The organism is Prolixibacteraceae bacterium, assembly GCA_019856515.1.
Classification (GTDB): Bacteria; Bacteroidota; Bacteroidia; order Bacteroidales; family Prolixibacteraceae; genus Halosquirtibacter; species Halosquirtibacter xylanolyticus.
On the sequence record CP082230.1, the window covers coordinates 1,217,604 to 1,241,878 of the forward strand.

The following is a 24,275-nucleotide window of genomic DNA, read 5'->3' on the forward strand; positions in this document are numbered from 1 at the left end:
AAGATTTATGAGACAATATTTTCAAAAACGATTTGAGCTATCAGATAAAGGAACAGATGATTTTATAAAAGGAATATGCTGGTCTACACTACAGAACATCACCTTGATGTTGCCAATGGTGTTTCTATTTCTGTTTATAGACCAATATTTCCCAATGAAACACCTATCCTATTTTACATCCCCTTGGACACTCTCCACTTTTATCATGGTTGGTGTAATGATGATGGGACTTATCTATATGGTGGCATTATTCCAATACGATAGCGTATATACAAAAGTTTATAATGAGAGTGCCAACCGAAGAATTAGATTAGCAGAGAAACTACGTAAGCTGCCTATTTCTTTCTTCTCTCGTAAAGACTTATCTGAATTGAGCACAAGATTTATGACAGATGCCACAGACCTAGAACATATCTTTTCGCATGCAGTACCTCAACTATTTGCGTCCATTATCTCTATTGGGCTAGCATTTATAGGGTTGTTTACCCTTGATTGGAGAATGACTCTTTCTCTATTTTGGGTTCTTCCAACAGCTTTCATCGTCATTTATTTGTCAAAAAAACAAATGTCCAAAGGGAATATCGCACTGCATAACCAAAGAGCTGTTGTAACAGAAAAAATACAAGAAGGGATAGAACTAATCCAAGAGGTCAAAACCTATCAGCAAGAAAGTCAATACGACAATGAGTTTGAGAGGCAAGTGGATGAATATGAAAACAAATTAATTCATGGCGAACTATTTAATGGAGCATGTGTAAATGGTTCGCAAGCCATCTTAAAGCTTGGCCTTCCGTCGGTGATACTTACAGGTGCATTTCTTTTAAACAATGGAGACCTATCCATATTCAATTACCTCATATTCTTAACCCTAGGAACTCAAATATACACTCCTATACATGAAGTCTTTAACAACTTTGCAGTACTGCTTTTTCTTGATGTTCGAATTCATCGTCTAAAAGAGATTCATCAACTAAAATCACAAGAAGGCAACGAACAGTTACAAACATCCAATTATGACATCCAATTTAAAGATGTATCGTTTCGATATGATAAAGGAGACAACGTACTTTCGAAAGTTTCATTTACGGCTAAACAAGGACAGGTCACAGCATTAATCGGTCCTTCTGGAGGAGGCAAGACGACGACGGTAAAATTAGCTGCACGTTTTTGGGATCACCAAAATGGAACCATTACTCTTGGTGGCACCAATATTCAAAATATTGATCCTGAAAAACTCCTTGAACATTATGCCATTGTTTTTCAAGATGTGGTTCTTTTTAATACATCTATTATGGATAACATCCGATTAGGGAAGAAAAATGCTACGGATAACGAGGTAATAGAAGCAGCCAAATTAGCCCAATGCCACGATTTCATCAGCGAACTTCCACAACAATACAGAACCGTAATTAGCGAGAATGGCGATTCCTTATCAGGTGGTGAGAGGCAACGAATATCTATTGCTCGGGCACTATTAAAAGATGCACCGATTATTCTTTTGGACGAGGCCACAGCATCTTTGGATGTAGAAAATGAGTCGAAAGTACAAAAGGCACTTTCTGAATTGGTGAAAAACAAGACCGTTCTAATTATCGCACATAAAATGAGAACAATTGCAAATGCACATCATGTAGCAGTGCTTAACAAAGGAAGCGTAATAGAACAAGGCACTCCGAAACAGCTCCTAAACAATAAGGGGTACTTTTATCGAATGTCCAAAGAACAACATCTTTCAGAGGCAATACCCTCATAGAGATCCTCAACAACAAACTGTAATTAATTCAGTGGCTATTCATAATATATGAATAGCCTTTTTAGGTATCATGATATTCATTTTTATCATTAAAATAAAAGACTAAAAGATCCAATACTAAATATTTTTCTACTATATTAGCAGAAATGATTTACCTGAATGATGCATATTAATTGGGAATAGATCACAACTCGACTTATAATAGAATAGTACTGATATGAATATAATTGATCACCTAGAGTGGAGATATGCAACAAAAGCATTTGATCCTAAAAAAACAGTTTCTAAAGAGAATATGGACACACTAAAACGTGCCCTTCAATTAACTCCAACTTCATTAGGATTACAAACTTTTCATTTCCATATCATTGAAGATAATACGCTAAAAGAGCATCTTCTGCCTTACAGTTTTAATCAACAACAAGTTACACAAGCCTCCCATCTTATTGTACTTAGCTATTATCCTGAAGTAAAGGAGAAACATGTTGATGAAATAATTGAGATTAAATCAACTTTAGAGTCACTTCCCAAAGAAGTTCTTTCTCAGTTTAAAGAGTTTGTTATGGGATATATTCAAAGAATGGACAAAGAATCGATGGCAATTTGGAGTGCCAAACAGACCTATATTGCAATGGGGGTTCTTCTAACAGCATGTGCGGAGCTAAATATCGATGCTTGTCCAATGGAAGGATTTGATGCCAATGGCTATAATGAGATCCTTAATCTTACAGAGAAAGGACTTCATGCATCTCTTGTAATCCCTGTCGGATATCGTGCTGAAGACGACAAATACCAACATATGAAGAAAGTACGTCGAAGTCTTCAAGATATCTCAACAGAGTTATAGTCTTGCCACCTAGTTAGACATAATGCTCTCTAACGATTTTTGAATAGGACAAGGGGAAGGTCTCTCTTGTCCTATTCTATATATGTCCAATACTTCATTCCCTTTTTCAATCATTATCTTACGTGCCATGCTTCTTGCTCCTTTCACTCTTGCTATTTTTAATTGGTCATAAGGAGTTAAATGATGACGTACCCAGCCATTGATCGCTCTCTCTGCTTTTTGTTCCATTGTCAGCCTAGATGAACGAGCCACTGTCCCACTTCCTATAGGAGCAGAATGATCTGCAATGGCTTTTGCCAACTTGAATTCCAACTCTTTATAGCATAAATGAAACGACAATTTATCTTTTATTGCACTTTCTAATGCACCTTTAAAAACTTCTTGTTTTTGATCGCGACGAATTCCTCTTTGAAGATTCTGTTTCTGATAACTCTCACTAGAACGCATTGCCTCCATTCGTTGTTTTGCCTCAAGAATTAATGCTTCAGGAGCCCAAATTCCTTTAGATATTGCTCGTCTACCTCGCAATACTTTTACTCTTATATAGTTCTTATGTTTGGTGATAGCACGCGTTACACCCGCATCGCCTGCAGGCAAAAACACCCATTGTGGTGGGACTGATACTTCTTGTCCTTGCTTGTCAAGCAACTTCTCACCTGTAGACATGACTACATCTAGTTCCATTTTTTATTTTCAAAACTAATATTTTATATTCGATCCACTTCATAGATTTTTTTTAAGTTAGATAATATGGTGTAATGAATGCTATTTACTCATATGATAAAATTAAAAAAGGCCGCTCTCTCGAGCGACCTTGGACATTGAATATTGGAATACCTCCTTATTTCACAATCAGTTTCTGAACTGATGTAGAAGAAGCTCTTTCAATTTTCACGAAATAGATTCCAGCTGGAACATTCACATCAAAACGCTTTTCTTTCGCATTCATTAGTTTGCTCCAAACTGTAGATCCCATATTATTGATCAAAGTAATACGTACTTCTTCAATTAATTCAGACTGAAGAGTTACTTTAAAATGATCTGTACATGGATTAGGATAAACCTTATCTACATTCATCGTAATCTTATCACCTACTGCTGTAGATTCGGTTACAACTTTAATATAGTGGTATACTGTTGACGTTTCTTTACCATCACTTACCTCTAGTACAATAGTTGCATCTGTTTCTTTTTGAACTGCAGGAATATGAAGTGTTGCTGTCGATTTATCTGCATTATCAATCGTTGCATTCAATCCAATGATTTTCCAAGTGTATGTAAGGTTTGTTCCTTCATCCTCATCATTTGATTTTGTAGCATCCAGTGAAATATCAGTACCAGCTTGTACTTTATCTGCAATTTCATTCATCACTGCAATAGGCATATCGTTCATGTTATCTACAATAATATTGAATGATTTAGCAGACTTCAATCCTTGTGGATCAGCTGCTTCTACTTCTACATCATATGCAGACACATCTTCAAAATCCATCGACTTGTTGACAATCAAGAAGTTGTCTTTCACTATAAATGCATCAGGAGCACCTGCAGCAAGAGCAAATGATACTTGATCTGCCTCTGGATCGATAGCTCTTAGCTCTTTTACAACGATCCCAGAATCTTTGTTCTCTTGAACGTGTCCTTCGAATTTGGTGTTAATGAATTTTGGTGCCTCGTTGATGTCATTTATATCAATTGTTTTATCAATTGAAGCACTTCCTTTAACTCCTTCTTCAGTTACAGATAGACTTACGATAATCTTTGAATCAGCACCTGGGTAGAATATGACTGGATTTTTCACCACTAGTTCATTGTTTTTCAACTCGAACAACTCTTTATTTTCTCCTGCAATACTAACCAAAGTAATCGTATGGTCTCCATTTACCTTATCATCATCTACAACAGTTAGAGTAATTTTCTCCCCAACAGCAGCATTCTCATCAATAATAGCCTTAGACAATTCGATATCCTTAGGAAGCTCCTTCACATCAGATACTGTAATTGCCACAGGAATCTCAAGAGATAAACCACTATTATCTGTTACCACAATAACAGGATTTACTTCAGTAGTTGTCTCAAAATCGGGAGCATCCTTAAACTGTAGATGTAATACACCTTCTTTTTCAGACAGTTCTACTAAATCATTATCAACAACTCCCTCTTTAAGAATCCAAGTTAACACATCACCATGAGCTACATCAGGATCATTGACTGTAATAGCAATGTCACCAACTTCATTCTCTGCAACCTCATTATCCGCAATTTTAACCAATACAGGAGACTCATTCACATCCTTAACATCAATGCAATACTTGTGTGATGCCATCTTAGCGTCACTAAAGTTTACGCTAATAGTGTAAGAATCCTTCGTTTCGAAATCGAAAGAAGCCTTTTCGTACAACTTATTATCTTCAATCACAAACAGATCGTTATCTTCTACGCCTGCAGGCAACGATGCAACGATAGTTGTAGCACTCTTCTTATAGTCATCTGCTCCAACAGCATTGAACTGTCCAATTAATGCTTTATCTCCATCATTCTCATTCACCTCTGTATTGGAAAGCACCATTTCATTAACAACATCATCTACGTTATCAAGATCAGCAGACTCCATTGAAGGTATTATTTTATCAGTTCCTTCATAGCGGACAGTCAATGTATTTGCCCCATTTAGATAGATTTCTTGATTATCTACACAATGGCACCATGATCTGTCATTCAAGTGGAACTCAACATTTTCTTTCACTCCCGTGATGTGTGCTGGAACACCTGATGCATCATCTATAGCGACCTTTGGTGCAGCAGCTTGAGGTAAAATTGCAATTATCTGTGTTTTAGAACCAAGAGTTACCTTAAGGTCGTTCGTCATATTTTCAGTATTTACAACTTCCCAAACCTTACCATCTTCTTTTGTACCCCACTGCAATTGAGCTTCCATTTCTACGACACCTTCTACTGCAACAGTGTTGGCGAACTTTCTTTCTGCAGCATTTTTATCTGTAGAAATTAACATTCTTCCTTTTACATAATCAGCAGTTGGTTCTTCGAAAATATAATGAACAACTCCATGCTCATCACTTTTAGCTGTTGCATTCAATGAATGGGTATAAGTAATACCATCACGCTCCACTTTTATAGTGGTAGACTTCTTGTAGCTCTTCATTACCTGATTAAAAGAACACGAACCATTCAAATGGAAAATCGTTGGTTTCGCAGGAGCAAATGGGTTTCCAATTGAGAAAGCAGGTAGAGTAACCTCAGTTGCATTCACATCCATGTTACTAACACGTCTCAGGTCATACATCACAAATGGTTTATTTACAACAACCTTATGATCTCCCATAGATTCAAATCCACCAAATTCACAAGGAATATTAAGGATTAAGTCCTCAGACTGTAATTGCGCTTGAACACTGGCTTTTGAATGATTAAAATGACCATCTCCATCGACTACGCCACCCAGTGCAACAGATGAAACACTTAAATCAACGGTAGCATCTTTGTTGATGGTTACATTTTTAATTGAAATGGCATTGACTGTTTTGACTATTTCACCTTTTATGTCTCCATACTGAGAATAGATCTCTCCAGCAATGAAACTACATTTATCCATCACAGTGATGGTCTTCTCAATTTCATCACCCTTATGAACAAGATAAACTTTCTCACCAGGAGCATTCACTTCAAATTTAGAAACAGTTAATGCATTCGTCTTCGTTGCAAAAGTTGTTACATAGTGAGTGCTACGTCCTTTGATAACTCGAAGTGTTCCTTTGAAGAAACCACCTTCCCAACTATAATCATTTAAAGCTAAGCTTCCTCCAACTTCAAGAACAAAGTTTTCTCCTACTCGAGATTTGAAACCTTCAGCTGCACAGAAGAAACTATTATGAACAGTAATGGTACCTTCATTAAAGTTATAAGTTCCTTGTAACTTTAGCTCGTCAGCACTTTGTCTAATATTAACAGTTTCAATCGTACCTTTATTCATTGACAGCGTTGCATCTGCTGCGACAAACATAGTACCACTTACATTAACAGCACCCTCATTCACAGTCAATTCACCATTATTATAGATATCAGAGTCTGTGTTTAAAGTTCCACTCTTTGCAACGATTAATGATGCACCTTTTGCGATATTAATAAAATCACAATTAACCTCTGTATCAATGATAGGGTTATTTGCACCTGATTTAATCGTAATTTGTGCTCCTTGTTTCGGTAATGCTCCACCTTCCCAATTCGTTGCCTCTGACCATACCGATGAAGTAGTTCCATTCCAAGTTGCAATGGGGTCATACTTACTATCGATATTCACAGTGTAATCTTCATAAGCAGCTAACATTCTACTTGAAAATGAATTGAATGCTTCCGATTCGTTCGCATAACAAACACGAAGATATGTCTTTCCTGTTTTAGCATCCTTTGGAACCGTGATCTTATGATTTACAGTAAATGCCCCTTTATCAGAATAAACCATCTCTCCTTCAGAAGAATCAAAGAAACCATCTTGATCCCAGTCAAACCATACCATCACCGCACCTTTGTAGCTCATAAAACCACTACCTTTAAGTGTTAAAGTGTAAGTTCTATCAGGGCAGATATTTATTTCTAATGCTTTAAAATCATTTTCACCACCAGAACGTTTTGCACTATTGCTTACGTTTGCTAGTTTGAGGTAGTTTATAAATGATAGGAAGCTATACTTTACATTAATTGGAAGGTATTTTCCATATTCTAAAGTTTTAGCTTCTGCCAATGGAACGGCTCCATCTGTGTAATAAAGTATGTCTTTACCATCATTTGCATAAGGGAATATCTTATAGAAATAGTTGGTATTAGGTGTCAATCCTGAGATTTGAGCAAAGTCAGTATTGCTACCTTTCATATAGATCGCATTACCTTTTTCTACGACACCATCTTTAGGATTATCAATCGCATCCTTATCCGTATCTATTTTAATCAGATATCCATGAATCGCATTTGTACTTTTGGCAGCATTCCATGACAGAGGTTGTTGCTTACTCATACTTAAAAATGCTTTGAAATCTGTAACATGTGCATCAGGCCTATTTCCATAGGTAACAAAGTACATCTCTTCACCCCAGATCATTTCACCATCAATAATCATATAAGGTCTATAGAAATATGCAGTTCCTTCAGTCAATGCAGTTAATTCAAATGATATTTTATTATCTACGATATTTTCTACCACTTGTTTTTGATGGTATAGATAAACACCTGGTTTATCTCCATAGTAGAATCCTTTCTCTTCGATATTAGGATTACCCATAAGCGTCAACTTTGCGAAAACTGTACCTTGCTTGAAACCTACGGCTTCAGCAGGTTGCGTTTTAATTTGCTGAAGTGCACCGTGAACCACCATCATATAGTCTTCAACTTGACCATACTGAATATCATCAGATGGTTTAGCTAAAGGGTTTTTACTATATTCGGTCATCACACGAATACGAATGGGCTTGTCTTTCGTATAAGTATCATCAATAGTTAGCTCAGTAGTAAATGTTTCTAGAAAGCTTGCTTTTTGTGCAATTAATTCATCATCAGTCCAATTCCCATCCGCATTTTTATCAATAAAAACCAATGCCTTAACAGGATTAGTGTCTCCTGTTTTTACCGACATAGGATATCTTTCTCCTTCACAAGTACTGATTATATCAGTCGTCTGAGTGAAGTCCATATAACCAGGTTCTCTATTGACACTATTTGAGCTGTTCGAAAACTTACCCAATGTGAATTTGTAGATTCCCATTCCAAAATTATTTGGTTTTGGGGAGATAGTACCAACAGCTGCAGGTGCCAATGCAGGTATAACTTGAACCGCTTTTGTTAATACTGTTTTATTACTACCATATTTATTATTCACCTCAAGAGTGATATCATAAATACCTTCTTCACTGAAAACAACAGTTGGTGCTGCCGAAGATGATGTTGAAGGTGCCTCGAATACAACTTTATCAGTACTAAAAGACCATTTATACTTATCCACACTACCAGTTACAGAAGCTGTTAATGCTAATTTTGAACCAGCAGTAATTCTTTTGGTAGATAATAACACCTCTGCGATAGGAGCAACTTTATCTGCATCCATAGAATAAGACTTATACAAAGGCCTAGAATTCAATGCACTGATGGTCAAGTCAACCTTCTTACCTTTTTTCAAAGGACTAAAATCTAAATGACATTTTCCATACTGTACAACTCCCTTTGCAAGAATCTCTCCTTCAGACACAAGTGTAACCATCGCTCCATCCTTAGATATTCCAGCTAAGTCTAAAGATCTTTGTCCCTCTTTTAGTTCTTTAGGAAGCGTTCCTGTTATCTCTTGTGGAGCCATAGTCCACATACGCATGGCAGGGTCACCAAAAAGATGGAATAATCTATAAGTATAGATTAATGTTTCTTGGTTTGGAGCCCATGTTTCATTCATTCTTAGTAACCCAAGGTTAAGGACATCACCAAGACGTGTTGTCGGTTGATCAAAACCTTTTGCACGAGGATTTTTAGCACCACTTCCTGATCCAAATGATGGAAGAATACCTGGTTCAGGCCAAATTGATTCAATCATACCTAATGAAAGACCATCATTAGGACCTGATAATGAATACAGTGACGCACCAAAAACTGCTACAGCTCCACCATTCTTTTTGCGCAAGAATCCTTCTGCAAAACATTCAGGGTAAGAAAACTCACCAGTATGACAATTAATTGAGAATACAACAGGTAACTTGTTTCCATTATGTAACTCACTAATTTGAGAAGTAACAAACTTTGGATGTGCCCATCCGATACCACCTGAATAACCATGGTCACGGTGGAAAACATAAAAACGACCATCATTAATAGAATTAACAATTTCTGTTTTTCCTCCATTCCAATTGAAACCATTCTTTTTCAATAGCTCAGGTGCAATAGGTTCGCCCTGAGAGAAACTTCCATTATTAAAGTTTGTAGGATTTACACTTTTATCTGCATAATAAATTCTCTCCACTTGGTACCCTTGTCCCACAACATATTTGCGGATATCTTCACTTGTATGACAAAAACGTCTAGTAGCAAAACCATCTTTTTCATCATCTTGGAATTGAGCACAATTCAATCCTTTTTCATAAAAACTTGCATCTGCAACAGGATCTTTCTCATAATTGATGATTTTATTAATAACAACATTAGCTTGATCTAATGTTCTAACTGAGATACGACCTTTTGCCATGTCTGGGGTGAAATCATCCTTTCCATCCATACAAGCATAAGGTAGATCACTAAAGAATGGATCGTCCTTATAACTTTTGAATTCCATCGCTGGAATCTGCTCGTTGTCACCAACTAAGACAAAGTATTTAGGCTTTGGTGTCATATTATGGTAGCGGTGTGATATTTCAGACCTTACCATTGCTGTAGTCCATTTTTCTTTCGAAATTAGCTCAACCTTATATCCTAAACTAGCTTTCCAGTTTGCTAACCTTTTTGCAGGTCCCTCAAACATTTTATGCGTAAGAATTAAATAATCCTTTGCATTCATATCAGCAGATTCTCTTGCTAACATACTAGTTTCCTCAATATTATCACCATTAAGTGCAACATTCTTAAGCACACTTACTGCGGTAGGATTCATGTCAGTATACACTTTACCATTCCCACCATTAATCCTATAAACAATTTTCGAATATAGACGTAGTTTCTTTGTTACTGGATTGTACTGTACTGGGCAAACTTGAACCTTTACTATACGTGTATCACGCATGATCTGATTCTGGACTAATTTTGCCTGAAAACCAGGATAAAATGAATTCTTTCCATATACTTCATCATCTTTTTTGAATTCTGGCTCAGGCGCACCTTCTGTATCCAAAGCAAAGTCTAAAGTAGGATGCATAGTGAACCCTTCCACCTCGATGTATTCAGAATCTACAACTTGAATAACTGGATTTTCATCTTTAGTAAAGACATACATATCATTTCTCATAGGCAATGACGGAGCTCCGACTTGTCCTGTTTGACCAAAGCCATCAACATGAAGAAATGAATAGGCTATTTTTGACACTTCCTTATCAACTGCATTAGCCCCAGGAAACATATACGAGACCTCTAAAGATCCATTATTTCCATTAATTACATTTCGGACTGGAATAATCGACTGTTCCTTTGAATCATACCCTTTTCGTTGCTTTGAAAATGGAAGATACCGATTTTCCCCAATTCCAACCATACTAACTGCCAACATTAGTAGAGCTAAAAAGTAAATCTTTCTCATAAATAGTTGTTTGATTATAATATAATAGATTTTAAACAGAAATACACTCCATTTAAAACAAACAACAATATATATATATTTTAACAACTATTAAATAAATATGAACAAATACCAACTATTTATGCGTAAAATCATATAATATTCATATTAAAACAATTTCATATGTCAATATATATCATAATATATACATATATCAACATATACAATTTACACTAAGATAATAGACAATATGATATCTGTTTCGACCTTAATAAAGGTGTTACGATTATAAGAAGTTATAACATTCTGTGATACGATTTCATACAGAAATTTGTTTTTCAATTCTGTATATTTGTTATTGTGAATAAACCCATAAACTATAACAAAGATGAATTTAAAAACATGTCTCAGATCAATCCTATTGGTCTCTTTGATCTCATGTAACTCTGTCAAAAATGATCCTGTGATGGAATCCTTATCAAACAGAGTATTAAAAGATAAATCCAACAATTTCCTCTTCCATATTAATAAGAAGAAGCACCTACAAGATGAATTTACGATTAATTCAAACAACAATAAGGTTATTATTGAGGGCAACAACCGTATAGCTCTAGCATCTGGATTAAAATGGTATATTAATAATAAAGCCAATAGTCAGATCACATGGGAAGCAACTAATCTTGACTTTCCTAATACATTACCTAAAATAGACTTCCCTATAAAAAAGAAAGCTTCCTTCGAATATTCATATTATTTAAACTATTGCACCTATAGCTACTCTATGGCATTCTGGGATTGGCCCAGGTGGGAAGAAGAGATTGATTTAATGGCTATGAGAGGAATTAATCTTCCGTTAGCAATGAATGGTATCGAAGCAGTATGGCGTAACACATTACTACGGTTAAATTGTTCAAAAGAAGAGATCGATCAATTTATCCCAGGACCAGCATTTAATGCTTGGTGGTTAATGGGCAACTTAGAAGGCTGGGGAGGTCCTCTTTCAGACACTTATATAGACCAACAAGCGGAACTTCAAAAGAAAATTCTTAATAGAATGAAAGAACTCGACATGAAACCTGTTGTCCCTGGCTTTTTCGGCATGGTACCAACCTATTTCAAAGAGAAATATCCTAATGCGGACATTCGAGACCAAGGTCTTTGGGCTGGAGGTTTCCAAAGACCCGCATTCCTTTCTCCGACAGATCCTTTATTCATAAAAATATCGAAGATCTATTATGAAGAATTAAAAAAACTATATGGAAATATTCAATACTTCTCAGGAGATCCATTTCATGAAGGAGGATCTTCGAAAGGAATTAATCTCCCCAATGCAGGAGAAAAACTCGTTCATGCCATGAGAGCTTCATTTCCAGATTCCAAATGGGTATTTCAAGGATGGCAACATAACCCAAGCCCAATGCTAATTAAAAATATTCCTTCAGATGAAATCATCATTCTAGACCTTGATTGTGATAACAGACCACAATGGGAAGAGAGAAACGGATGGAATGGAAAACCATGGGTATGGTCTATGATCACAAATTTTGGTGGCAATGTAGGAATGTTCGGAAGAATGGATATTATTGCAAAAGAACCTTTCAGAGCACTTCATCATGAGAAATTTGGAGGAAACCTATGTGGTATAGGTGCAATGATGGAAGGAATAGATAATAATAGTGTTATTTATGATCTTTTATTCGATGTAAGATGGCATCGCAAACCTATCGATCTTGACAAATGGCTAAATACCTACATCAAGAGTCGATATGGTAAATTAAATCAAGACATCATAGATGCTTGGCAGGTTCTTCGAAAAACAGTATATGGCAAAGAACTACTTAAAAATAGCTCACAACAAGGTACGACTGAATCTTATTTATGTGCAAGGCCATCATTAAATATAAAAAGTGTTTCAACATGGGGTAGTTCGGATCTTTATTACAATCCGAAGGAACTACTTCCTGCTTGGAAAATTTTCATCGAAAATAAAGATAATTTTATAACAAATGAAGGATACAAATATGATCTTGTAGACATTACAAGACAATGTCTTTCGAACTATAGTCAGTATTTACATCAACAAATAACTACAGCCTTCCATAACAAAGACAAAGAGAAGTTGACAAAATATACAAAAGAATTCCTTCAGCTAATACTTGATCAAGATCAATTGCTAAGTACGATTCCAAGCCTCACACTAGATCACTGGATCAAAAACGCAAGAGATCGTGGAACATTTGAATCAGAAAAAGACCTATTTGAATTCAACGCAAAAACACAAATAACAACATGGTCTTTTAAAGATTCAAACCTGCATGAATATTCTCATAGAGAATGGGCAGGGTTACTTCGTGAATTTTACTATCCTAGATGGAATAAATATTTTGATTATTTACTTGAGAAAATCAGTAATAAACATACGCAAAAACCGAACTTTTTTCCCTTCGAAGAAAAATGGACTAGACAAATTGGTGTTTCAACATTAAAATCAAAAACAACACCTTATGAAGTATCTGAGAAAGTATACAATAAATATTACTCAAGAATACTTAATAGCTATAATAACTAAACAGTAGCTCCTTGCCACTACATACTATTGGAAAACTTTAGTTATACATCTTAAAAAAGAAGAGGCTACACCCTAAACTTATGGATGTAGCCTTTTCATAACTATGAAAAACGAAATCTCAATCTAATATTTTACTTTATAAAAAATCGCATATAAAGATGGAATAAATACCAAAGTAATAATTGTACCAAATAGAAGACCAATCATTAAGGATATTGCCATTGGTTCCCATATCAAACCTCCACCTAAGTAAAGCGGTATCAACCCAAGTGAAGTTGTGAATGTCGTCAAAAGAATTGGCCTAAGACGCTGAACACCTGCATCTACAATAGCCTCTTTTAAAGGTTTACCATACTCAGACTGTTCAATTTCAATCCTATCAATCAGTACAATCGCATTATTAATTACAATACCAGCTAAAGAGATCATTCCAAGGAATGCCATAAAACCAAAATAGGATTGAAAAATCAATAGCCCAAATACAACACCTATAACACCAAGAGGTATTGTAGATACTACCATAATTGTTTTTTTGACTGAATTAAATTGAATTATCAAAAGCAACAGTATTAGAAAGGCTGAGAGAGGAATATATTTAAACACAGCACCCATATTTTCTGCAGTGTTTTCGCTATCCCCTCCTAATTCATATTTATAGCTATCTGGCCACTCTTTCATCTGATCCTCAAGCCAAGGAATCATCTGCTTCATAATTGCAGCAGCATTACCATCATCATTCAACTCACTAGAGATTAAAATACTGCGAATCAAATCCAGCCTTTTAATTTTATTATACTGCCATTGTGGAACAATATGCGCAACTTGTGACAGCGGCACAGACTTCCCTGAAGACTGAGAGTAAACATTAATATTCTCTAACTCTTTAAAATTCAACTGCTGACTACCTTCATGACGAAGTAATATTGGTATTGATTTATCATCTTCTCTATAATCTCCTGTTTTAAACCCATCAAGAACAGTACGCAAAGAGGTAGCAATATCCTGATTTGTTATTTGAGCCATTTGTGCCTTATTTTGATCAATATCAATAACCAATTTCTTAGACTTAGGCCCCCAATCATCTTTTATATTCTTTGTACCAAAAACAGAGGTTAATTTAGATTTCACAGATTCTGAAATACGTGCCAATTCATCAGGATCATCACCAGAGACCTTTATTTCAATTGGAGTACCCCCGCCTCCTCCTTTCAGTAATCCAACTTTAATATCAGCGTTTGGAAAATTAAGAAATCCAAAACTGTCTATCATATTAATAACCTTCTGATTCACTTCAAATGATGTAGTATTAACCAACATATGAGCATAAGAAGAGTTTGCTTCATCTTGAAAATAACCAAGATCATAAGAGTAAGGCCCTTGACCTACAAATGAAGAAAAATCGACAACACCTTCTTTGCGATCCAATCCAACCATAATCGAATCTTCCATGAACTTCTCTATTTGCGCAACAACTTCAGATGTACGTTCAATTTTTGTCCCTAAAGGAAGATTTATATCAACAGTAATCATATTTCTATCACTATCAGGGAAGAATGTAAAAGGAATAAATCTAAAAGCCCAGATAGAGAGAAAAAAGAGTAAAATAACGATTGATACAGCCCACCCCTTATATGGTAGCACCTTAATAATGTACTTTTTATAAAAATTAGTAATACCATCAAAAGCCTTATCTACAATTGACTTCTTCTGATCAACACCCTCTTGCACATTCTTTACTTTCAAAAATAAAGCACAGAACATTGCTGTAATAGTCATCGCAACAACCCATGAAGACAGAAGTGCAATTGTGATTACAACAAATATTGGCCCCATAATATCGCCCATGACTGAATCTGCAAGGAAAAATGATAGGAATGCCACAGATGTGGTCAATGTTGATATAAATAGAGGTATGGCCAACTCTTTACATGAAGCAATTGCAGCATCTTTAGCTAACTCTCCTTGATCCATTCGAACCATTATCGATTCAGAGACGACAATCGCATTGTCCACCATCATTCCTAAAGCCATTATTAGTGCAGCCAAAGTTACCTGGTTGAGTCCTACACCGAGAAGTCCCATTAATAATAGTGTAAGAATCGTGACAATTGGAATTAAACTCGCAACCACAATTCCTGTTCTCGTACCAAGAAAGAATAACATAACCAGTAACACAATCGCAATAGATTGAATCAAATTAGATATAAAATTCCTAATACTTTTATCCACATAGCTATCCATCGAAGCTAACCTCTTTACCTCCAAGCCATAAGGAAGCTTGCTATTCCATTTTGCAACAACTTCATCAACTTTCTCTCCTAATTTAATTATATTGGCTCCATCCTTTAAAGAAACAGACAGCGAAATAGCTCTATGACCATCAACACTTACCAAAGCTTTTGCTGGCTCCACATAACCAGCGGATACGGTCGCTACATCTTTTAAATAGACAACTTGTCCATTAGATCCAACAGGTATTAAAAGATCTTTAACATCTTGAACAGAGTTAAAATTACCAGTAGGCTCAAGAATAATACGTTCATTATTCATCTCAACCATACCTCCGGAGTTAAGAATGTTTGTATTAGAGATCATACTCTGAAGTTTCGATGATGTCAATCCATACTCCTGAAGCTTCGCTTCATCATATGAAACAAAAACTCGCTCATCTTGAACACCCCCCAACTCTACACGTGCTGCATCATCAAGCTTGATCAACTCATCCTTGAGATCATCAGCTTGGTCTTTCATCTCCTTATAACTAAAACCATCACTGACCATACCAACCATGATTCCATATACGACACCTACATCATCATCTTTTAGAACAGGTTCAACATTGTCTGGAAGATCATCTATTTCATCAAGCTTACGTCTGACCTTATCCCATACCGCCTGTAGTTTTACTGGGGTAACATTGTCATAAAGCTTAATAGTCACAACAGACAAGCCAGTTCGTGAGTTACTTGAGATCTCTTTCATCTCAGGAATTTCCTGAACCTTCTTTTCTACCTTATCAGTAACCAACTGTTCGACCCTTTCAGGACTAGCTCCTGGAAATTGTGTAACAATTGTAGCAACACGGACTGTATAAGGAGGCATACTATCCCTTGGCAAACTTTTGTACATCTGTAATCCCATCACAATCACCACTAATAACATAGTGAATGTAATGCGATTTTTCTCTATAGCATATTTTGTTAAACTCATATATCAAGTAATAAAGCGCTTTATCAAATAATCATTTTAACTTAACATGATCTTACCTCTTGAAGTTCTTAGGTAGAGCAACCTTCTCCCCATTAAGAAGAGTCTGAAGTCCAGCAACTGCAACAAGATCTCCTGACGATAACCCTCGCTTCATCACAAAACCTTGCGTAGTCAGATCTCCAATTTCCACATATACTTTTTTAACAACGGCACTGTTATCGTCCTCTTTTTCTACTTTAAACACAAATCGACCTTTCCCATCTTCACCTACTGCTTCAACAGGAATTAAGATTTCACGATCGGTATTCGTACCTGCAAATTTAAACTTCACTTTTGCTGCCATTCCTGATTTTATCATTTCAGTATCTCCTGAAATAGCGACACGTATAGGGTAAGTTGAGTTCTCTGAATCTAACGATGGTGAAATCTCTTTGATATACCCCGTAAATATTTTGTTCTTTAAAACTGAGATTGATATTTCAGCGGAATCATTCAACTTAACGAAATTGATAACATTATCCGGAAGACCTATACTTACCTCCATTTGTGATCCTGCATTTAGTACAGCAATTACTTGCCCTGCACTCACATTCTCATTCAACTCAACAGCCTTCTTTGTAATAACCCCATCTGTAGGCGCAAAAATAATTCCATATTCAACCTGTTTTTTCTGAATCTCAACAGATCTCAATGAAGATTCATAATTGGCTTTATCATTTGCATATGTAGTTTTTGCATTTTCATAATCACTCAATGATGAGCTACCTTTCTCATATAACATCCGGGTACGTTCCAAAATGGAAGATGCAGTATTTAATGAGGTCTTTGCACTACTTAGAGCTGCGATCGACTGCTCCAAAGAGAGCTGTGCTTCTGAATTATCAATACGTGCCAGCAAATCCCCCTTTTTCACAACCTGTCCATTAGTTATATTTAGAGTTGTCAAAATACCACTTGTCCTAAAACTCAGATTAATCTCTTGATCTGATCTTGCATGACCAGAAAACTCGGCCTCTTGCATTAATCCAAGTTGATGTACCACCCCTATTTTGACTGGGCGCAAACGGATCTCTTCAACCTTTTTCTTTTTCTTTGAACAACCAGTTAAAGCAACGATGGTTAGAACAGATAGTATCCAAACCAAAGATACTATAGAATGATAACTACGATTCATTTTATTCATCTTATTGAGATATTTTTGCTTTCAAATTCATTAAATATTCTAAGTTCTCACTTTCACTATGCAACACAAAGAAATAGTTAATATAGCGCTGTAGACTAAGTGTTACATTAAGAAACTGTGTCGCTGCATTTGCTTCATCTTGCTTTGATTTTATATAAGCTTTCTGAGCATCTATCAAAGATGTTATTGATGTTGCTCCAGATGAATAAGATATCTGCATTAGGTTTAAACTTTCGTATGCAGACTCCGATGAAATTCGTGACAATCTTATATTGGATGCTTTAGTAATCATCTCACTCAAAAGTGTGTTTACATTCTGAGAAATTAATGATTGAGTATTTTGTTGCTCATAAGCAATTTGGGCATACTGATTTCCTGCTTTGCGTTTCTGAATATTTCGTTGATTACGATCATAAAGAGGTAAAGACACATTCAACCCCAACATGTAATAATGATCAGGAATCTCAGAGCTAGACTGATCTATTGAATAATTATACGAACCTTGTAAAGCAATAGTTGGCATATATTTACTTCTCTGATACATTTTCATAGTTCGGTCCACACTCTTCATATTATAACCCAATGCAGCCAATTCTGGTGATTCAGCTATTGCGATCTTCGAAATAATATCCACAACTTGCGATCTTTGAGTTGGGTCATCAATAATCTCAAAAATAGGCTTAAAATAATTCCCCTTATTTAGAACCTTATTCATCTCAACACTCTTCACATCTATCATACTTATGATAGGATTACCAAGCAATTGATTTAATTGATAAAGACTACTCTTTAAAGTAAAATAAGAGTTAATGAGCAACTGTGTTGCATTTGCCAATTCACTCTTCCATCTCAATACATCAGCCTTACCACTTTGCCCTGCTTCAAAATTATTCACCGATATTTGATAATTCTTACGTGTCAAAGTCAAGTTCTCATCCGCAATCTGATAATTAGTCTTCGCAATCAATGCTTGATAGTATGCTCCACCACAGTCACTCATCATATTTAACACCTGCGACGAATACTCCTCTTCAGTTGCCTTTTCTTGATATTTCTTTATCTTAATATTAGAACTCGCTTCTTGGGAGTATATCACTTGTTCAACATTTGCTTTTACAGAGGTATTTATAGATTTATTATTTTCCCCCAAAACCTTTGCAATCGCTGGATCTAAATTCATTGCACTGGCTGTTGCAGTAGCCTGAGGTAGATAACTACTCTTTGCGTACTTTGTATCCTCTTTAGCTATCGCAATTTTCTCTTTCTCAGCCTTCAACTTGAAATTCTCATCAACGACTTGAACTAACACTTTCTTTAGATCATACTCTTCTGAAGCATTATATTCTAAAACATTACCAGTAATATTCAATCGAAACATTTGGCTATATTTAGGATTAAAACCTATAGCATAAGATGTTTTTATATTAAAATTAATCTCTTCACTACTCAAAACTTTTGATTTCAACTGACTCGCCTCAACACCATTACTTATTGACTCAATATTTAAAGCAATACGACGTATAACCTGATCTTGATCTTCTGTGTCTCCTACCGAAAACAATACACCTAAATCAGCTGCATCGTACATGGTAGAGCTATAGGAGCGAATATTTAATCTATTAATTTCATCAACTAATTCCTTCTGTTCTGATTTAGTGAACTCCTCACCAATCAATAAATACACCGCATTAAAACCTTCTAGCTTTTTTTGGTACTCTTCAACGTTAGAACCAACAGAGATAATCTCATATGGAATATCTGTATCACCCAACGCTTGACGAATAAAATCATCAATAGGAAATATATTTAATGTAACTGGATTAACAAGAATTCCGACCTTCTCGAATGAAACAAAATCTTTAAAATTCAATAGATCTTTTTTTAAAGAGAAAGGGTTCACAACATAACAGAGATTTTTCTTTCGCTCACCATCCCATAAACTAGAGCTTAACTCTTCCATCACTTCACCTATCATAATAATAGGCTTTGTTGGAGCAACACTAGTCTCTAAGATATAATTACTCAATACTCCTTGAGAAAGAATTATATCCACATTCGAATCATTTAACAACCTCTGATAATTCTGACTAGCCACAGTTTTACTAAAACCATTCTCTAAGATATTTACAGTATCAAAAACGACAGTAACTTCATTACCAATAATACGCTGCACTTCATCACGGACAGATTGGTATAGATCTTTATTCTGTGGGCTTTTCTTATCAATCAAAAAACCAACAGAACACCTCTTCTTCACTTGTGCTTTCACGGGAGAAAAACACATAAATAATATGGACAACAATCCGATATAGTACAATGATTTCGCTTTCATGTAAAAAATGTTATTTATATCTTATAACAAGAAAAATTATTTAATTGTTCGCTCCTCTTCATTTATGATGTAAAAAAAACACCAAAAACCTATCATATATATTTTTTTCACTGAAAGCACGCTTTTTATCAACAAACGACAACTCCAATTTCATTAACCTATCCCCCATATTTTTATTTATTATTTCAACTAACACACCACAAAAACACAATCAACTAACAATCATAACAATACAAACAACAAACACTTTTAATTGACAATATTTTACATCAATTATAAAGACAATACACAACTCTTAAAATAAAACAGGTATAACTATTGTTATGATATATTTATTAATACCAACAAGATTTCATTTTAGATAATTGATATTGTCAGAAATAAAAAACTTCGCCACATGTCGGTAAAAACACATATAACGAAGTATAAAAAAGGTATTATATTACAATGCATATCGTGCAAGAATTCTCTGCACATCGATCAAATTCACTCCGCTATCAAACTCTTCAATAATACTTGGTTCCTTCTCACTACCAATCCACAATCGCAATTCTCCATCAAAATCTAGATGACCAGATGTCTCAATACAAAAACGACTTATCGATTTATATGCCACAGTCATCATCACTTTCTTCTTTCCTGTTAGACCCTGTTTATCTACGATAATCATTCTTTTATTAGTAAAAATAATCGTATCACGAATAAAGCTGTAACCAGCAACCAACTCTTCTTCGTATGCCATAAGTTCCTGATACTCCTCTACCAGATCATCTTGATCCATTTCATCTGCAGTACCCAATAATGTAGAAAATAGTCCCATACTAAAATGTTTATTTATTTATTTGCCTTTTTACCAGTCATAATCTGAAGAAAATGAAAGATCTTGATATTTTAAATCTATCATAAACAGATGCAAAGATATATGAAATGAACCTGACAAACACCTATACATACCATATTTTCGTCAGTATAGAAAGAAAAATAAACATCCTCACCATAGTATCATTCTTCGCATATAGGCAATAGATAAGATCTCCCAGATCTAGATACAAGCAATACAATTACCAAAACAAAAGAATGAATCGGACTAAACCGTAAATACTTTAATATATATAGAAGTCTCAGACCACCTCTAAATCGTAACTTTCCAAATTGATAAATCATTTTACAACAGTAATGATAGATTCGTTTAATTAAGAGAAAGAGTCACAACAAAAATATCTATGAACTGACTTAAATAATTTCATGTAGATTTGTAAACAAGAATACACCGATACTATGAAACACTTCTTTCGTGCTTTAGAGTTACAGACACTCCTATCAAAGGCACATGCCATTTTTTATAAAGAGATAGTTTCCCTAAGAGTAAACCTCTAATCCATAGAAGTAAAAACCGAACTGAAGAGAGTAAATAATTTGCAATAATTTCACTCTATTCTTTACTAATAGGAATCGGTCAAACTTACTGAGTTAAGCCTCCGACAACCCCGTATTTCAATTTATTCTCGATAATAGGCCGAAAGTTTAAATATAAAAACACCTAAGTCCGACAGACTCCTAGTGACTTTTTTCATCCTCATATTACAGTTTTGTATCCTCTAGATGAGGAGGTTGCCATAAAGCGGTTTCCCACTCTTCATAAGGAGGTTTAACAACATAATCTTCTTCCATATGAAATCGTATATATTGACAAGCTCTTTCTTGAGCATACCTTCCATTTATAACAACTCTATTATCATCTAACTCAATTACATTTGCATAAATAGCAAAAACTTGTTCAATAACAGAAGGTTCTTCATCATACAATTCAATATAGTTTAAATGTGAAATATAATAATGAGACCCACTCGCCATAAAATATGCAAATGTTCGTAATGCACCACTAAATGATTCTCCCAATTTCATTTCTTTAATTTAATATATAACAAAAAGAGTACCAACCTTGCGTACTGTCTGATTTATAGTAAAGGCTACAGTTGAATTTTGGGCGCTCCAATCCACCTCTAGATTCCCAGATCTTAGCTGACCTTATATCAGATTCTGTAGTGAGTCCTTCATATTCTCAGTCACTTCCAATATCCTAACCAATTACTATTGTTTTCTATTAATTCGAGACATATTAAGATGACACTTTGCTAGCTTAAATACATGTCTAACACACTAAAAAAGGGAACCTCATAAGAGATCCCCTTTAATATTATCGGCAAAAGAAACCGATTACTTGATTACAAACATAACATCTCCTTTTGAAACACTATCTCCAGATTCAACCTTGATCTCTTCGATAGTACCTGCAGCAGGTGCTGAAATATTATTCATCATTTTCATCGCTTCCAAAACAAGAACAGTCTCACCAGCTTCAACAGTATCACCTACTGATTTCTTAACCTCTGTGATCAATCCTGGAATTGGAGCAGTCATTGCGCCATCCGCAGACAACTCAACAACATCTTCTTTTTTCTCTTTCTTCTTACGTTTTCCACCTTTTGCATTCGCATCGGCTACCTCAACAACGAATTTCTCGCCATCAACATAAACCTCAAGCTCACGCATGTTCTCTGGCTTATCATCGCTTCCTTTGTCTGTCAACTTCCCGCTTAGTGCTTTTTCAACAAGCTCTGCATCGTGCTTAACATCTTCCATTGTGCGAGGCTTAACCTCAGCTGGAACCTCTTCCAAACCGTATTTCCACTTCAAGAAACGTTTTCCTGTCACAGGATAAAGTGCACACAACACCTCGTCATCAATATCTTTTGCAAGATCTTTGAATTTATCCTTAACACCAGGCATTTCATCTTCTAGAATCGATCCTGGACGACACGTAATTGGCTCTTCTCCACGTGGATAACCAGCCAATGCCTTCTTTTGAACCTCAGGGTTAATTGGCTTAGTCGTCTTACCATAAAGACCATAACATAGGTCTTTTACTTGCTCTGTAATAGAAGCATACTCACCTTGCTCTTTATCAAACAATACATTATTTACCGTCTGAATACCTACAATCTGACTTGTTGGTGTTACCAATGGAATATCTCCTAAGTCCTTACGAACTTTTGGTAATTGCTCAAATACATCATCAAGTTTATCAAGAGCATCCATTGCCTTCAACTGGTTAACCAAATTTGAAAGCATACCTCCTGGAGTCTGGTGCATGATAACATCTGTATCAATGATAGCATACTTTGGACTGTTATCCAAGTGACGATATTTAGGAATATACTCTTCCATCTTCTTTCCAATCTTAGAAAGTTGAGCAAGATCAAATCCTGTATCACGACTTGTTCCGTATAGAGATACTACTAGTGGCTCAATTGCTGCATGTGAAGTACGGTACGCATAAGGTGCCATACATGTATCAACGATATCCACACCAGCTTCAATAGCCTTGAATATAGTCAAATCACCCATTCCTGATGTGAAGTGAGTATGAAGACTAATTGGAGTCTCTGATATTTTCTTGATTTCACTAATCAAATTGTAAGCATCATAAGGTGCCATCAAACCTGCCATATCTTTCAAGCAGATTGAATCTACACCAAATGCATCCAATTCTCTTACTTTACCCAAGTAATAATCCATGTTATATACATCACCACCTAGACGCTTCTCATTCAATGTGTAACACACTGTTCCTTGGAAATGCTTGCCGTTATCTTTAATAACTTGAGCAGCTGTTTCGAAGTTACGATAGTCATTCAATGCATCAAAACAACGGAAAATATCCATTCCATTATCGATCGCACGTTGAACAAAAGCTCTAACTACATCATCAGCATAGTTACGGTAACCCACAACATTCTGACCACGTAATAACATTGAAAAAGGAGTCTTAGTAATGTGCTTCTTTAAAACACGAAGACGCTCCCATGGGTCTTCTCCTAAGAAACGGTGCATTGTATCAAAAGTGGCACCACCCCATGTTTCAATGGCGTTAAATCCTACTTCATCCAACATCTCTGCAACAGGGATCATATCTTCTGTACGTCCACGTGTTGCGAAAAGTGATTGGTGTCCATCTCTCAAAGAAACATCGTTTACTTTGATTGGATTTGATGCTTTTGGACGATCTGCATCGTAATTCATTTGGGCCATATCAAGAACCCCATGTTTATCGAATTGCATATCTT

Annotated in this window: 11 protein-coding genes; 3 read left to right on the top strand and 8 right to left on the bottom strand. The window is 35.6% G+C overall.

The features are described from left to right. Positions 1-7: 7 nt before the first annotated feature. Together K5X82_04150 and K5X82_04155 are read left to right on the top strand one after the other, a co-directional pair. Positions 8-1,753 carry an ABC transporter ATP-binding protein/permease gene (locus K5X82_04150; protein QZT38097.1) on the top strand — a complete coding sequence of 582 codons (1,746 nt, stop codon included), beginning with the start codon at positions 8-10 and terminating at the stop codon, positions 1,751-1,753. Between the two features lie 217 nt (positions 1,754-1,970). Further along, entirely contained in the window at positions 1,971-2,600 is a 630-nt protein-coding gene (locus tag K5X82_04155) for an NAD(P)H-dependent oxidoreductase (GenBank protein QZT38098.1), read from the top strand. A 9-nt stretch (positions 2,601-2,609) separates the two neighbouring features. On the opposite strand, the gene K5X82_04160 is transcribed toward K5X82_04155, so the two are convergent. Both K5X82_04160 and K5X82_04165 read right to left on the bottom strand, forming a co-directional pair. Next, on the bottom strand, positions 2,610-3,284 hold the full coding sequence (locus K5X82_04160) for a DUF2293 domain-containing protein (GenBank protein QZT38099.1): 675 nt from the start codon (positions 3,282-3,284) through the stop codon (positions 2,610-2,612). Between the two features lie 157 nt (positions 3,285-3,441). Continuing rightward, positions 3,442-10,875 (bottom strand): T9SS type A sorting domain-containing protein, encoded by a 7,434-nt coding sequence (locus tag K5X82_04165; GenBank protein ID QZT38100.1) that lies wholly within the window; start codon positions 10,873-10,875, stop codon positions 3,442-3,444. Positions 10,876-11,242: 367 nt separating this feature from the next. On the opposite strand from K5X82_04165, the gene K5X82_04170 reads away from it, so the two are divergent. Further along, on the top strand, positions 11,243-13,423 hold the full coding sequence (locus tag K5X82_04170; GenBank protein QZT38101.1) for an alpha-N-acetylglucosaminidase: 2,181 nt from the start codon (positions 11,243-11,245) through the stop codon (positions 13,421-13,423). Positions 13,424-13,546: 123 nt separating this feature from the next. Here K5X82_04170 and K5X82_04175 read toward each other — a convergent pair whose 3' ends face one another. The 6 genes from K5X82_04175 to K5X82_04200 form a co-directional block, all read right to left on the bottom strand. After that, on the bottom strand, positions 13,547-16,633 hold the full coding sequence (locus K5X82_04175; GenBank protein ID QZT38102.1) for an efflux RND transporter permease subunit: 3,087 nt from the start codon (positions 16,631-16,633) through the stop codon (positions 13,547-13,549). A gap of 52 nt (positions 16,634-16,685) precedes the next feature. Further along, complete coding sequence (locus tag K5X82_04180; GenBank protein ID QZT38103.1) at positions 16,686-17,816, bottom strand: efflux RND transporter periplasmic adaptor subunit; 1,131 nt, start codon at positions 17,814-17,816, stop codon at positions 16,686-16,688. A 1-nt stretch (position 17,817) separates the two neighbouring features. Continuing rightward, positions 17,818-20,148, bottom strand: a complete 2,331-nt coding sequence (locus K5X82_04185) for a TolC family protein (GenBank protein QZT38104.1) — start codon at positions 20,146-20,148, stop codon at positions 17,818-17,820. Between the two features lie 442 nt (positions 20,149-20,590). Continuing rightward, entirely contained in the window at positions 20,591-20,968 is a 378-nt protein-coding gene (locus K5X82_04190; GenBank protein ID QZT38105.1) for a PH domain-containing protein, read from the bottom strand. A 761-nt stretch (positions 20,969-21,729) separates the two neighbouring features. Next, positions 21,730-22,053 carry a hypothetical protein gene (locus tag K5X82_04195; GenBank protein QZT38106.1) on the bottom strand — a complete coding sequence of 108 codons (324 nt, stop codon included), beginning with the start codon at positions 22,051-22,053 and terminating at the stop codon, positions 21,730-21,732. 312 nt (positions 22,054-22,365) lie between these two features. Continuing rightward, entirely contained in the window at positions 22,366-24,270 is a 1,905-nt protein-coding gene (locus tag K5X82_04200) for a pyruvate carboxylase subunit B (protein QZT38107.1), read from the bottom strand. Between the last annotated feature and the right edge of the window lie 5 nt (positions 24,271-24,275).

What these genes read in the sequence shown, in the direction of transcription:
- K5X82_04150 (QZT38097.1), top strand. Translation starts at nt 8, where the DNA reads ATGAGACAATATTTTCAAAAACGATTTGAGCTATCAGATAAAGGAACA.
- K5X82_04155 (QZT38098.1), top strand. Translation starts at nt 1,971, where the DNA reads ATGAATATAATTGATCACCTAGAGTGGAGATATGCAACAAAAGCATTT.
- K5X82_04160 (QZT38099.1), bottom strand. Translation starts at nt 3,284, where the DNA reads ATGGAACTAGATGTAGTCATGTCTACAGGTGAGAAGTTGCTTGACAAG.
- K5X82_04165 (QZT38100.1), bottom strand. Translation starts at nt 10,875, where the DNA reads ATGAGAAAGATTTACTTTTTAGCTCTACTAATGTTGGCAGTTAGTATG.
- K5X82_04170 (QZT38101.1), top strand. Translation starts at nt 11,243, where the DNA reads ATGAATTTAAAAACATGTCTCAGATCAATCCTATTGGTCTCTTTGATC.
- K5X82_04175 (QZT38102.1), bottom strand. Translation starts at nt 16,633, where the DNA reads ATGAGTTTAACAAAATATGCTATAGAGAAAAATCGCATTACATTCACT.
- K5X82_04180 (QZT38103.1), bottom strand. Translation starts at nt 17,816, where the DNA reads ATGAATAAAATGAATCGTAGTTATCATTCTATAGTATCTTTGGTTTGG.
- K5X82_04185 (QZT38104.1), bottom strand. Translation starts at nt 20,148, where the DNA reads ATGAAAGCGAAATCATTGTACTATATCGGATTGTTGTCCATATTATTT.
- K5X82_04190 (QZT38105.1), bottom strand. Translation starts at nt 20,968, where the DNA reads ATGGGACTATTTTCTACATTATTGGGTACTGCAGATGAAATGGATCAA.
- K5X82_04195 (QZT38106.1), bottom strand. Translation starts at nt 22,053, where the DNA reads ATGAAATTGGGAGAATCATTTAGTGGTGCATTACGAACATTTGCATAT.
- K5X82_04200 (QZT38107.1), bottom strand. Translation starts at nt 24,270, where the DNA reads ATGCAATTCGATAAACATGGGGTTCTTGATATGGCCCAAATGAATTAC.